Origin of the sequence: Superficieibacter sp. HKU1, assembly GCF_029319185.1 — a bacterium.
Lineage (GTDB): Bacteria > Pseudomonadota > Gammaproteobacteria > Enterobacterales > Enterobacteriaceae > Superficieibacter.
On sequence record NZ_CP119754.1, the window covers coordinates 1,841,109 to 1,854,174 of the forward strand.

Annotated in this window: 10 protein-coding genes; 9 read left to right on the forward strand and 1 reads right to left on the reverse strand. The window is 54.9% G+C overall.

The annotated features are described in order from the left end of the window. The first annotated feature begins 56 nt into the window (after positions 1 to 56). The 6 genes from P0H77_RS08770 to zapC all read left to right on the forward strand — a co-directional run bounded on the left by P0H77_RS08770 (position 57) and on the right by zapC (position 6,558). Entirely contained in the window at positions 57 to 1,568 is a 1,512-nt protein-coding gene (locus P0H77_RS08770) for a sodium:solute symporter family protein (RefSeq protein ID WP_276164508.1), read from the forward strand. A gap of 1 nt (position 1,569) precedes the next feature. Continuing rightward, positions 1,570 to 2,346, forward strand: a complete 777-nt coding sequence (locus P0H77_RS08775; RefSeq protein ID WP_276164509.1) for a glucosamine-6-phosphate deaminase — start codon at positions 1,570 to 1,572, stop codon at positions 2,344 to 2,346. Next, on the forward strand, positions 2,339 to 3,493 hold the full coding sequence (locus P0H77_RS08780; protein WP_276164510.1) for an amidohydrolase family protein: 1,155 nt from the start codon (positions 2,339 to 2,341) through the stop codon (positions 3,491 to 3,493). Before P0H77_RS08775 ends, P0H77_RS08780 begins: the two co-directional genes overlap by 8 nt. Positions 3,494 to 3,544: 51 nt before the next feature. Then, positions 3,545 to 4,681, forward strand: coding sequence for an ROK family transcriptional regulator (locus P0H77_RS08785; protein ID WP_276164511.1), 1,137 nt, complete (start codon positions 3,545 to 3,547; stop codon positions 4,679 to 4,681). A 165-nt stretch (positions 4,682 to 4,846) separates the two neighbouring features. After that, a complete protein-coding gene (gene pyrD, locus P0H77_RS08790; RefSeq protein ID WP_276164512.1) occupies positions 4,847 to 5,857 on the forward strand; it encodes a quinone-dependent dihydroorotate dehydrogenase in 1,011 nt (336 codons plus the stop codon). A 161-nt stretch (positions 5,858 to 6,018) separates the two neighbouring features. Continuing rightward, entirely contained in the window at positions 6,019 to 6,558 is a 540-nt protein-coding gene (gene zapC / locus P0H77_RS08795; protein ID WP_276164513.1) for a cell division protein ZapC, read from the forward strand. On the opposite strand, the gene P0H77_RS08800 is transcribed toward zapC, so the two are convergent. After that, positions 6,555 to 7,661, reverse strand: a complete 1,107-nt coding sequence (locus tag P0H77_RS08800) for a YcbX family protein (RefSeq protein ID WP_276164514.1) — start codon at positions 7,659 to 7,661, stop codon at positions 6,555 to 6,557. The genes zapC and P0H77_RS08800 overlap by 4 nt on opposite strands. A 99-nt stretch (positions 7,662 to 7,760) precedes the next feature. Between P0H77_RS08800 and rlmKL the strand changes: the two genes are divergently transcribed. The 3 genes from rlmKL to pqiA are packed head-to-tail and all read left to right on the forward strand — an operon-like array spanning position 7,761 to position 13,066. Beyond that, positions 7,761 to 9,869, forward strand: a complete 2,109-nt coding sequence (gene rlmKL / locus P0H77_RS08805; RefSeq protein WP_276164515.1) for a bifunctional 23S rRNA (guanine(2069)-N(7))-methyltransferase RlmK/23S rRNA (guanine(2445)-N(2))-methyltransferase RlmL — start codon at positions 7,761 to 7,763, stop codon at positions 9,867 to 9,869. A 12-nt stretch (positions 9,870 to 9,881) separates the two neighbouring features. After that, on the forward strand, positions 9,882 to 11,795 hold the full coding sequence (locus tag P0H77_RS08810) for an ABC transporter ATP-binding protein (protein ID WP_276164516.1): 1,914 nt from the start codon (positions 9,882 to 9,884) through the stop codon (positions 11,793 to 11,795). Between the two features lie 14 nt (positions 11,796 to 11,809). Continuing rightward, a complete protein-coding gene (gene pqiA / locus P0H77_RS08815; protein ID WP_276164517.1) occupies positions 11,810 to 13,066 on the forward strand; it encodes a membrane integrity-associated transporter subunit PqiA in 1,257 nt (418 codons plus the stop codon).

Consider the following 13,066-nt stretch of genomic DNA (forward strand, 5'->3'; position numbering starts at 1 on the left):
CGAGAACATCCGCATACCTTTACCAGCAGGGGAAAAGCCCCTTTATGGAGTTCGGGATGAATGCTCTTGATTACGGTGTAATGGCGCTTTATGCGCTGATGATTGTGGTAATAACGCTGTGGGCGATGCGGCGGGTCGACAGCACGCGAGACTTTTTTGCCGCCGGTGGCAAAATGCCGTGGTGGCTATCAGGCGTGTCCCATCATATGTCGGGCTACAGTGCGGCGGTGTTTGTCGCCTATGCAGCGGTGGCCTACAACGCCGGGATTACGATCTATTTCTGGTGGGCGCTGCCTATTGCGATAGCCGTGCTTATCGGCGCATGGATTTTCGCCCCGCGCTGGGCACGCCTGCGTATTCATATGAATATCGAATCGCCGATGGAATATCTCGCCACGCGTTATAACCTGCCCACGCAGCAGGCTCTGGCGTGGAGCGGCGTGCTGCTCAAGACCTTTGACGTCGGCGCGAAGTGGGCGGCCATCGCTATTATTATCAACGTTTTTACCGGGCTTGATCCCATTATTGGCATGTGTATTTCCGGTGCGCTGAGTATGTTTTATACCGTGATGGGCGGGTTATGGGCCGATGCCTGTAACGATTTTGGCCAGTTCATCGTCCAGTTTATCGCGGCCATCGTGATGGTGGTGGCCGTAGCGATGCACCTCGGCGGAGCTGGCGAGCTGTTGAGCATCTTTGACCGGTTGCCTGCGCACCATACGCAGATCATTCAGGAACCCTATACGGCTGGATTTATTCTTGCTTATCTGATCATCTACACCTTGAGCTATAACGGGGGAACCTGGAATCTGGCGCAGCGCTTTATTGCCTCACCCGGCGGGCGCGACGCGCGTAAAGCAGCGCTATTATCATCCGCGCTGTATCTTATCTGGCCGCTGGTGTTGTTTTTGCCGATGTGGGCGGCCCCGCTTATTTATCCCGGTATTAGCGATCCTTCGCGCTCTTACTCCGTCATGGCAATGGATTTACTGCCTAACGGGCTGATTGGGCTGGTGCTTATCGCCATGTTTACCCATACGCTCTCCATGACTTCCTCGGATGCAAATGCGATTACGGCCGTGGTGACGCGAGACATTCTGCCCGTTATGCTGCCTGGAAAATTCAAACGCGGTCAAACTTCACTTTTGGTTGCGCGCACAACGGCCTTTTTGTTCATTATCACCACGTTGATCATCGCTGTTAACGCTTCCCGCTTTGGCGGCGTGCTGTCCCTGCTAGTGATCTGGTTTGGCGGGCTGGTAGGGCCGATTTCCATTCCAATGCTGTTAGGCTTATTGCCATGGTGTAAACGCAGCGGTAGTGCCGCCGCCATTGTGAGCTGGGCAATTGGGATTAGCACATTTTTCATCGTTAAATTTGTCCTGACCGATGCCAGCACCGCCATGACAGTCGCTGCGCCCGTGCTTTCATCGCTGGTGGTGTACGTGGGCTTTGGCTGGTTACGGCCTTCAGCCGTGCGGCCTGAGGTAGAACAAATGCTCGCGGCACTCAATAAAGAAGTCGACCGGTCTTCAGCTGGCCGAACAGCGACATCACAGGAGGTGTAAAATGACAAAACGTCTACAGAAAGCAAAAATTGAAAATCTTGAGGTCCTGCGTTTTGCCAGCCGTCAGGCGATGGGAGAAGCGGCAGGAGAGGCGGTTGCAGGCTGGATGCGCACTCGCCTGGCCTCACAATCCCGGGTGCGAATGATCTTTGCCGCTGCGCCATCGCAATCTGAATTCCTTGCCACATTGTCGCAGGCTGAAGGTATCGACTGGTCGCGGGTCACCGTTTTTCATATGGATGAATATCTCGGGCTGGGGGCAGAGGCTCCTCAGCGCTTCAGTCGTTTTTTATGCGACGCTCTGTTTGATCGGGTGAAGCCTGGGCAGGTTCATTTAATCGACGGGCAGGGGGACACCCGGCAGACCTGCCGACGCTATACGCAGTTACTGGCGCAAGCGCCGATTGACGCAGTATGCCTGGGCATTGGTGAGAATGGTCATCTGGCATTTAACGATCCGCCGGTAGCCGATTTTGACGATCCGGCCATCATTAAGCCCGTCGAACTTGACGAGGTTTGCCGCCAGCAGCAGGTTAACGATGGCTGCTTTACGCGTCTGGAAGAGGTGCCCACCCACGCCCTGACATTGACTATTCCGGCACTGATGCAGGCCGCGCGTCTTTTTTGCATCGTGCCGGGGGCCACAAAACGTCAGGCGGTTGCCAGCACATTGTACGATCCGATCTCTGTCGCGTGCCCGGCGACGATCCTGCGCCGGCATCCCGACTGCACGCTATATACCGATGCCGATGCCTGTGCGGAGGTGACCGTTGACTAACGATGTATTGCATGCGCGTGATTACCGGACCTTACAACCGGTCGCCGTGAAAATCGCGCAGGGAAGAATCTGCGCTATCGAAGGTCTGGATACAGATGAGACCCTGCCCATTATTGCGCCCGGTCTGGTCGATCTTCAGGTCAACGGATTTCAGGGAATCGATTTTAATCATTACCCTTTTAGCGGCGAGCAGGTAGAGGAGGCTGTGCGTCTGCTGTGGCGTGAAGGGGTGACCAGCTGGCTACCGACGGTGATCACCACCGATGCACAAACCATTGGCAACGCCATGTGTGTGCTGGCCCAGGCCTGTGAGCAGCGGTCCGTGGTAGAAGAGGCGATAGCGGGTATTCATCTTGAAGGCCCGTTTTTGTCGCCGCAGGACGGGCCGCGGGGAGCTCACCCGTCCGGTGCCATTTGCGCGCCGGAATGCTCGCTATTTGACGAGTGGCAGCGCCGCGCGAACGGGCGAATTCGTCTGTTGACCCTTTCCCCGGAATGGCCGCAGGCCGCGGCGTTTATTCGCAACTATCAGCACAGCGGCGTTCGGTTTTCCATCGGCCATACCGCCGCCTCCCCGGCGCAAATTGATGAGGCGGTTGAGGCCGGAGCGCGTCTGTCTACGCACCTTGGCAACGGCGCGCATTTACAACTTCCGCGTCATCCGAATTATATCTGGCAGCAACTGGCAGACGATCGGCTGGCCTGTACCGTTATTGCCGATGGCGAACATCTGCCGGTGTCGGTATTGAAAGTATTTATGCGCGCTAAGGGAGAGCACATCATGCTGGTCAGCGATGTGACGCATTTTGCCGGGCTTGCGCCGGGAGAATATCAGGCCAATATTGGCGGACATGTCATTCTTCATCCTCACGGACGGCTGGCAATGCGCGATAACCCGCAGTTACTGGCTGGCTCGGCCCGTAGTCTGCTGGAAGGGGTTAATTTCCTGTTGACCTCAGCGCTTACCGATTTACCAACCGCGATAGAGATGGCTTCCGTTCGCCCGGCGCGGCAGCTTGGCTTACCGCAGCAGGCAGGGCTCAGCGTGGGCGCACCTGCCGATCTGATCACGCTTTTCAGGCGTTCCGACGGTGGCGTGACGCTGGCGGGGTGCTGGAAAAAAGGACAGAAAGTATGGGGTGACTAACTCAGCGCTGCTGATAGACTGGAAACATTACCGTACTAACTGAGTCCAGTCATGAAAGAAACAGGGAAAGGGCCGGCTATCCTGCGCATCAACAATGAAAAGCGAGTGATAGCCGCCCTGCGTCATCAGCAACTGACCTCCAGACAGGATCTTTCCCGCCAGCTCAGGCTGAGCAAAAACACCGTCTCGCTGATCGTTGACGATCTTATCGCGGCTGGCCTCGTTGAAGAGCGTGAACCCTTCTCCTCTTCCGTGGCCGGAAGGCGCAAAATCGGCATTGCGCTACGCCCGGAGCGGCGGTTAAGTGCGGGGATCATGGTTGAGCGGCAGCGCGTTCATCTGCGGGTATGCGATGCCTTTTCTCAGGTGCTTGAAGAACGGACCTGGCAAACGGAGACCGCCGATCCGGCGCGGTTGCTTGCTGAACTCGTCAGGCACTGTCAGCAGCTGACCCGCGACTACCCGGCTCTGATTGGTATTGCGCTTGGCTTCCCCGGGATTATCGATCCGCAGCGTGGCTGGATGCACCACTCTTCCCATCTTGGCTGGCAGGACGCCGATCTCTTCTCATCGTTGCAGCCCCAGGTTTCGGTACCGTTATTAATAATGAATAACGTCAAGGCGGCGGCGCTGCTGTCCGCCCGGCAGTTAAAATGCGATCCGACCGACAGCAATTTTTATTTGCGTATCGGCGAAGGTGTTGGTGGTGCGTTGGTTAAAGACGGAGAAATTTATACCGGCAGTAGCTGGACCGCCGGAGAGGTAGGGCATCTGGTTATCGATCCGCATGGCATCCGCTGCTCGTGTGGCCGTAGAGGATGCCTGGAAACGTTAATAAGTCAGCCAGCCATCCAGCAGCAGCTGGCAGTAAAAGCGCCCGGTCTTAGCTGGGAAAATCGTGCCAGCGCGCCTGATATTGTGAACGCGCTCATGGCGACCGCTGGCACCCATCTGGGACACGCGCTGGGGCAAATCATGCTGCTACTGAATCCCGGCGATATTGTGATCGACGGCCCCTGGAATCACCATGAAGGGTTTGTCGCCGCCGTGCGTCATAGCGCAAAGCAAAGCGCGCTGGACTTCACCCTGCAACGCACCCGCCTGCATTTTATTGAACAGCACGTTGACCCGGCCAATGGACTGGCGCTGGCGGTGCTGGAACAGCATGAGCGCGTTGATCCGCTTTAATATAGCGGGTGATCGCCCTAATACGCTTTCGAAAGGGGGGCGTGCGGCGTGAAAAGAAATCGTTTGCGTCTAAACGGTCCTTTTTTGCCGCAGGTCAATTCCCTTTCTCCTGAATATCACCCATAATACGCCCCCGGTTTGCACACCGGGAATCCAGGAGAGTTCATGTACTACCCCTTCGTTCGTAAAGCCCTTTTCCAGCTCGATCCAGAGCGCGCTCATGAATTTACCTTCCAGCAATTACGCCGCCTTTCAGGAACGCCCTTGGAAGCGCTGGTACGCCAGAAGGTACCGCAAAAGCCAGTGACCTGCATGGGATTGACGTTCAAAAATCCTCTCGGCCTGGCCGCCGGACTGGATAAGAACGGTGAATGCATTGATGCGCTGGGCGCAATGGGATTCGGCTCCGTTGAAATCGGTACGGTCACGCCGCTGCCTCAGCCAGGCAATGATAAGCCGCGGATCTTCCGGCTGGTGGAGGCCGAAGGTTTGATCAACCGTATGGGCTTTAATAATCTTGGTGTTGATAACCTGGTTGAGAACGTCAAAAGAGCGCATTTTGATGGTGTGCTGGGGATTAATATTGGCAAAAATAAAGATACGCCAGTCGAGCATGGTAAAGATGACTACCTGATTTGTATGGAAAAAGTCTATGCCTATGCCGGTTATATTGCGATTAATATTTCCTCGCCAAATACTCCCGGTCTGCGCACGCTACAATACGGTGAAGCGCTGGATGATTTATTAAGCGCGATAAAAAATAAACAAAATGAACTTCAGGGACGGCATCACAAATATGTTCCGATCGCGGTAAAGATCGCCCCGGATCTTTCTGTAGAGGAACTGATTCAGGTCGCCGATAGTTTATTACGCCATAATATTGATGGTGTTATTGCGACCAATACAACATTAGATCGTTCTCTGGTTCAGGGATTGAAACATTGTGATGAAAGCGGTGGTTTAAGCGGACGTCCATTACAGTTAAAAAGTACTGAAATTATCCATATGCTGTCGGCGGAATTAAAAGGACAATTGCCCATTATTGGCGTCGGCGGCATTGACTCGGTGATAGCGGCTCGGGAGAAGATGGCGGCGGGAGCATCGCTGGTGCAAATCTACTCCGGATTTATTTTTAAAGGTCCGCCGTTGATTAAAGACATCATTTCTCACATCTAATCCTGAATTTTGTGACCTGCCAGGGCTTTATTTTCAGCCCTGGTTGTTTTATATTCCCCTCTTGTTGCTTATTTATACGTTCTGGTCTTTTTTTATTGGAGCAACAATCGAAGCGGCAAAGGACGATGCCGAAATCAACATCTGAAGGGGACAGGAACATAATGCGTATTAAACCCGACGATAACTGGCGCTGGTATTTTGACGATGAGCACGATCGTATGATGCTCGATTTAGCGAACGGCATGCTTTTTCGCTCTCGCTTTGCCCGACGAATGCTGACGCCCGATGCCTTTGAATCCTCTGGCTTTTGTGTTGACGATGCCGCGCTTTATTTTTCCTTTGACGAGAAATGTCGCGACCTCGACCTCAAAAAAGAACATCGTGCCGAGCTGGTGCTTAACGCGCTGGTCGCCATCCGTTTCCTGAAACCTCAAATGCCGAAAAGCTGGCATTTCACCTCGCATTCCTCCCACTGGATGCCCACGATGGGCGATGCTGCCTGCGTATGGCTTAGCGATTCACTGGAGCAGGTTAATTTGCTGGTAGTTGAACCTGGCGATAATGCGACGTTGTGCCTGGTGGCGCAGCCCGGCGTGATGATTGCCGGACGTACGATGCAGTTAGGGGATGCAATAAAAGTGATGAATGACCGACTTCGTCAGGTCGACTGCGTCAGTCACTATCTGGAGCATGCCGTTTAATTTTGCAGGCGTAATGACGTTTTTGGCACACAGCTACAGCACAGGATGGTTCCGTCCTGAGCGATAGCCCCTTTCCTTAATTCGCTCACCTCGCCCTCGACCAGACGAATACGGCAGCTGCCACACAGTCCGGCACGGCAAGAGTAGGGCACGCGGATCCCCTGTTGTTCCAGTTGCTCAAGTAAAATCTGCTGATTATTACCGCTGAATTTTTGCCCCTGCCAGTCGATATCTACCACCGCATTGTCCTGCTGTTCAACGGCAATATTTTCAACGACGTCACCTGCGCCATACGATCTGGCCGGGCCGGTAGCCAGGACGGTTATCTCATCGCCCACCCGCACGACGCCGCTGTTGCGGGCAATCAGATTTTGGCCAAAGTCGACATCACCGTTGTCCGCCATACGGAACGTTTGCAGAGTCGCCAGCGGTTCACCGGAAGGATGTTTCTGGCCTCGTTCGGGGCTGACGGTAGTTAATACGCAACGGCTACAGGGTTTAACAATGTCAAAAATTACCTCGCCAATGCGAATCGTTTTCCACGTATCTTCTTCCCACGGTTGCGTGCCCGCCACCACCAGATTAGGGCGAAATTGTTCCATCTTCACCCCGGCAGAGCAGCGATTTTGCACATCGCGCAATGAGGCTTCACTGGTCAGCAGAAACGGAAAGCCATCGGCAAATGACAGCGGTACCGCGTCGAAGCGCTTAACGCGTCGCGTCGGCTCAGATCCCACCCAGCGCAACTGGACCTCACGGGCGAAAAAGCCCGAAAGCCAGCGGTTAATTTCCCCGGGGGCCACGAGTGCGGTAAAATGATTTCCCCATACTTCGGTGGGCTCGCCCTGGGCGGCAAAATCGGTAAAACGAACCAGCGCGCTGCTGCCATCCGGTGCGGTAAGATGAAGCCCGTTATGCAGAGGGGCAGGCGTAAAGCGAACCATCTGTGGATATTGACGGGCAGTAATGAACGTGCCATCAGGTTCAGTGATCATAAAGATCCGGTCAAATGCCAGGCCGCTGATATCCGCAAGGGCATGCGTCAGGCCAATGCCGCGCATGGATTTTACCGGATGAATGAAAAGTCTGGATAACGTGGCCACAACCTGCCCCTTATACGTGAAAATAAGCCCTCAACTTTATGACATAGCGTTGAGATTGGCTATAATGCGCAACAATTTTATTAGAGTAAAAGTGACGATATGAATTCTCTGTTTGCCAGTACGGCCCGTGGGCTGGAAGAGCTGTTAAAAACTGAACTGGAAGGACTTGGTGCGGTGAATTGCCAGGTGGTCCAGGGTGGTGTCCATTTTGAAGGGGACGCGCGGCTCTTATATCAAAGCCTGATGTGGAGTCGTCTGGCGTCGCGCATCATGATGCCGCTCGGAGAATGCAGCGTGTACAGCGATCTCGACCTTTACCTCGGCGTACAGGCGATCCCGTGGACTGAGATGTTCAACCCTGAGGCAACCTTCGCGGTTCATTTCAGCGGCCTCAACGACAGTATCCGCAATAGCCAGTACGGCGCGTTAAAAGTTAAAGATGCCATTGTTGACGCCTTTACCCGCAAAAATCTGCCGCGGCCAAATGTTGATCGTGAGTCTCCGGATCTGCGCATTAACGTCTGGCTGAACAAAGAAACGGCGCACATTTCCCTCGATCTGAGCGGTGAAGGCCTGCATCTGCGCGGCTATCGCGATCGTACCGGCATGGCTCCCATCAAAGAAAACCTTGCCGCCGCTATCGTGATGCGCTCCGGCTGGCAGCCAGGAACGCCGCTGCTGGATCCCATGTGTGGCTCGGGAACCCTGCTGATTGAAGCCGCTATGCTGGCGACCGATCGTGCGCCGGGTCTGCATCGCGGGCACTGGGGTTTTGGCGGCTGGGCGCAGCATGATGAGGCGCTGTGGAAAGAGGTGAAAGCCGAAGCGCAGACCCGCGCCCGTCAGGGGCTGGCCGACTATGGCTCACGTTTTTATGGCTCAGACGTTGATGGCAGAGTGATTGAACGTGCGCGCAGCAACGCCCGCCGCGCCGGCATTGGCGAGCTGATTACCTTCGAGGTGAAAGACGTCGCTCAGCTAACCAATCCGCTGCCAAAAGGGCCTTACGGCACGGTCATCAGCAACCCGCCTTACGGTGAGCGTCTGGAAAGCGAACCGGCGCTGATTGCCCTGCACAGCCTGCTGGGTCGGATCATGAAAAACCAGTTCGGCGGCTGGAATCTGTCGATGTTCAGCGCCTCGCCGGATCTGCTTAACTGCCTGCAACTGCGCGCCGATGGTCAGTTCAAAGCCAAAAACGGTCCGCTGGACTGCGTGCAGAAAAACTATCATCTCGCCGAAACCACCGCCGACAGTAAACCGGCTACGGTAGCGGAAGATTACGCTAACCGCTTGCGTAAAAACCTGAAGAAACTGGAAAAATGGGCGCGGCAGGAGGGGATTGAATGCTATCGCCTGTACGACGCCGACCTGCCGGAATATAACGTCGCGGTCGATCGCTACGGTGACTGGATCGTCATTCAGGAATATGCGCCGCCGAAAACCATCGATGAGCAAAAAGCGCGTCAGCGTCTGTTTGATATTATCGCGGCAACGATCGCCGTTCTTAATATGGCACCGAACAAACTGATCCTGAAAACCCGTGAACGGCAGAAAGGCAAAAATCAGTATCAAAAACTGAGCGAGAAGGGTGACTTCCTTGAAGTGAGCGAATATAACGCGAAGCTGTGGGTGAACCTGACCGACTATCTGGATACCGGACTGTTCCTCGATCACCGCATCGCCCGCCGGATGCTGGGGCAGATGAGCAAAGGGAAAGATTTCCTCAACCTCTTCTCCTATACCGGCAGCGCCAGCGTTCACGCCGGGCTGGGCGGCGCACGTTCAACCACCACCGTTGATATGTCACGTACCTATCTGGAGTGGGCCGAACGTAACCTGCGCCTGAACGGTCTTACCGGGCGTCAGCATCGCCTGATGCAGGCCGATGTCCTGGGCTGGCTGGCCGAAACCGATGAGCAATTCGATCTGATCTTTATCGATCCGCCGACGTTCTCTAACTCTAAACGGATGGAAGAAACCTTTGACGTACAGCGCGATCACCTGCGCCTGATGCGCGATCTCAAGCGCCTGCTGCGCAAAGGCGGCACCATCATGTTCTCTAACAACAAACGCAGTTTCCGCATGGATAACGACGGGCTGGCTGAACTGGGACTGAAAGCACAAGAAATCACCCAAAAAACGCTGTCGCAGGACTTTGCCCGCAATCGTCAGATCCACAACTGCTGGCTGATTACCGCCGCCTGAAAGGAAAAGTAAATGTCATTAATCAGTATGCACGGTGCCTGGCTGTCGTTTAGCGACTCGCCGCTGCTGGATAACGCAGAACTGCATATCGAGGATAACGAGCGTGTTTGTCTGGTTGGCCGTAATGGCGCAGGCAAATCCACCCTCATGAAAATTCTCAATCGCGAACAGGGGCTGGATGACGGCCGCATTATCTATGAGCAGGATCTGGTCGTAGCGCGTCTGCAACAGGATCCGCCGCGCAACGTGCAGGGCAGCGTCTATGATTTCGTTGCGGAAGGGATTGCAGAGCAGGCGGTGTATCTCAAGCGTTACCACGATATCTCGCATCTGGTCATGACCGATCCGAGCGATAAAAATTTGCACGAGCTGGCGAAAGTGCAGGAGCAGCTGGATCACCACGGCCTGTGGCAGCTTGAAAACCGCATTAATGAAGTGCTCGCGCAATTAGGCCTGGAGCCGGATACCGAACTGGCGGCGCTCTCCGGCGGCTGGCTGCGTAAAGCGGCGCTGGGACGGGCGCTGGTCAGCGCCCCGCGCGTTCTGCTGCTCGACGAGCCGACTAACCACCTGGATATTGAAACTATCGACTGGCTGGAAGGGTTTTTAAAATCCTTCAACGGCACGATTATCTTTATCTCGCACGACCGTTCCTTTATTCGCAATATGGCAACGCGCATTGTCGATCTCGATCGCGGCAAGCTGGTGACGTATCCGGGCAATTACGATCGGTACCTGCTGGATAAAGAAGAAGCGCTGCGCGTAGAAGAGTTACAGAATGCGGAGTTTGATCGCAAACTGGCGCAGGAAGAAGTGTGGATCCGTCAGGGTATCAAAGCGCGTCGTACCCGTAATGAAGGGCGCGTACGCGCGCTGAAAGCGATGCGTAACGAGCGCAGCGAACGCCGGGAAGTAATGGGCAGCGCGAAGATGCAGGTTGAAGAGGCCACCCGTTCCGGAAAAATTGTCTTTGAAATTGAGCATGCCAATTATCAGGTCGATGGCAAAGTGCTGGTAAACGATTTCTCGGCTCAGGTGCAGCGCAGCGACAAAATCGCCCTGATTGGGCCTAACGGCTGCGGTAAAACCACGCTGCTAAAACTGATGCTCGGTCAGCTTAAGGCGGGCAGTGGACGCATCCACGTCGGTACTAAACTTGAAGTGGCGTACTTTGACCAGCACCGGGCGGAACTCGATCCGGATAAAACGGTGATGGATAACCTCGCCGAAGGCAAACAGGAAGTGATGGTCAACGGTAAGCCGCGGCACGTACTGGGCTATCTTCAGGACTTCCTGTTCCATCCAAAACGGGCGATGACGCCGGTGCGGGCACTCTCCGGCGGGGAGCGTAACCGTCTGCTGCTGGCACGGTTATTCCTCAAACCCAGTAACTTATTGATCCTCGATGAACCGACCAACGACCTTGATGTCGAAACGCTGGAACTGCTGGAAGAGTTGATCGACGGCTATCAGGGCACGGTGCTGCTGGTAAGCCACGATCGCCAGTTTGTTGATAATACCGTGACGGAGTGCTGGATCTTCGAAGGTAACGGGAAGATTGGCTGCTACGTTGGCGGCTATCACGATGCGCGCGGTCAACAATCTCAGTCGCAGACCCAGGCACAAAAACCTGCTGCCAGTAGCAAAGCGCCGGAGCCCGCGGCGACAAAAGCGGAAAATGTTAAGCGCGGTGGTGCAAAGTTAAGCTATAACCTACAACGTGAACTGGAACAGCTGCCGCAGAAGCTGGAGAGTCTGGAGGCGGATCTGGAGTCGCTTCAGGCTCAGGTCGCTGACGCTACGTTCTTTAACCAGCCACACGATCATACGCAAAAAGTGCTGGCGGAGTTGGCCGCCGCTGAGCAGGCGCTGGAAGAGGCGTTTGAGCGCTGGGAATACCTGGAAGCGCTTAAAAACGGCGCATAACCCGAGGAACGAGTATGTGTGATAGCCATCATGCTGCGCGGCATATTTTGTGCCCGCAGTGTGATTTGCTGGTGGCCTTGCCGCCGCTGGAACACGGTCATAAAGCCACGTGCCCACGTTGCGAAACGACCCTGACGACCGAATGGTTTGCGCCACGGCAGCGTCCGACCGCCTACGCGTTGGTGGCGCTGTTCATGCTTCTGCTGTCAAACCTGTTCCCGTTCGTCAATATGAACGTGGCGGGCGTTAAAAGCGAAGTGACGCTGCTGGAGATCCCGCGCGTCATGTTCTCCGAAGATTATGCCAGCCTGGGGACATTTTTTATCGTCTTCGTTCAGTTAGTCCCCGCATTTTGTCTGATCACCATTTTACTGCTGGTGAATCGCCTTGAGATGCCGGAGCCCTTAAAGCGGCTGCTGGCACGGGTACTCTTTCAGCTTAAAAGCTGGGGGATGGCGGAGATTTTCCTCGCGGGCGTGCTGGTGAGCTTTGTTAAGCTGATGGCGTACGGCGATATTGGCATCGGCAGCAGTTTTATTCCGTGGTGCCTGTTTTGTATCGTCCAGCTGCGCGCGTTTCAGTGCGTGGATCGTCGCTGGCTGTGGGATGACATCGAACCGATGCCTGCCATTTCGCAACCGCTGACGCCAGGCGTCACCGGGATCCGTCAGGGGCTGCGTTCGTGCGCCTGCTGCACGGCTATTCTCCCTGCCGATCAAAAAACCTGCCCGCGTTGCCACACGCAGGGGCATGTGCGGCGCAAAAACAGTCTGCAATGGACGATGGCACTGCTGGTGACGTCCATCCTTCTCTATCTTCCGGCCAATATCCAGCCGATCATGATCACCGATTTGCTGGGTGACAAAATGCCATCCACTATTCTGGCCGGCGTCATCCTGCTGTGGAGTGAAGGATCTTATCCGGTCGCAGGGGTCATTTTCATCGCCAGTATTATGGTGCCAACCCTGAAAATGATCGCTATTGCATGGCTGTGCTGGGACGCCAAAGGGCATGGTCAGCGCGACCGGGAGAGAATGCACCTGATTTATGAAGTGGTGGAGTTCGTTGGCCGCTGGTCGATGATTGATGTATTTGTAATCGCAGTCCTCTCGGCGCTGGTGCGCATGGGCGGATTAATGAATATTTATCCTGCTATGGGCGCGCTCATGTTTGCGCTGGTGGTGATAATGACCATGTTCTCGGCAATGATCTTCGATCCCCGTTTGTCCTGGGATCGGGAGCCGGAAAGCAGCCATGAGGAATCATTATAA

What these genes read in the sequence shown, in the direction of transcription:
- pqiA (WP_276164517.1), top strand. Translation starts at nt 11,810, where the DNA reads ATGTGTGATAGCCATCATGCTGCGCGGCATATTTTGTGCCCGCAGTGT.
- P0H77_RS08770 (WP_276164508.1), top strand. Translation starts at nt 57, where the DNA reads ATGAATGCTCTTGATTACGGTGTAATGGCGCTTTATGCGCTGATGATT.
- rlmKL (WP_276164515.1), top strand. Translation starts at nt 7,761, where the DNA reads ATGAATTCTCTGTTTGCCAGTACGGCCCGTGGGCTGGAAGAGCTGTTA.
- P0H77_RS08785 (WP_276164511.1), top strand. Translation starts at nt 3,545, where the DNA reads ATGAAAGAAACAGGGAAAGGGCCGGCTATCCTGCGCATCAACAATGAA.
- pyrD (WP_276164512.1), top strand. Translation starts at nt 4,847, where the DNA reads ATGTACTACCCCTTCGTTCGTAAAGCCCTTTTCCAGCTCGATCCAGAG.
- P0H77_RS08775 (WP_276164509.1), top strand. Translation starts at nt 1,570, where the DNA reads ATGACAAAACGTCTACAGAAAGCAAAAATTGAAAATCTTGAGGTCCTG.
- P0H77_RS08810 (WP_276164516.1), top strand. Translation starts at nt 9,882, where the DNA reads ATGTCATTAATCAGTATGCACGGTGCCTGGCTGTCGTTTAGCGACTCG.
- zapC (WP_276164513.1), top strand. Translation starts at nt 6,019, where the DNA reads ATGCGTATTAAACCCGACGATAACTGGCGCTGGTATTTTGACGATGAG.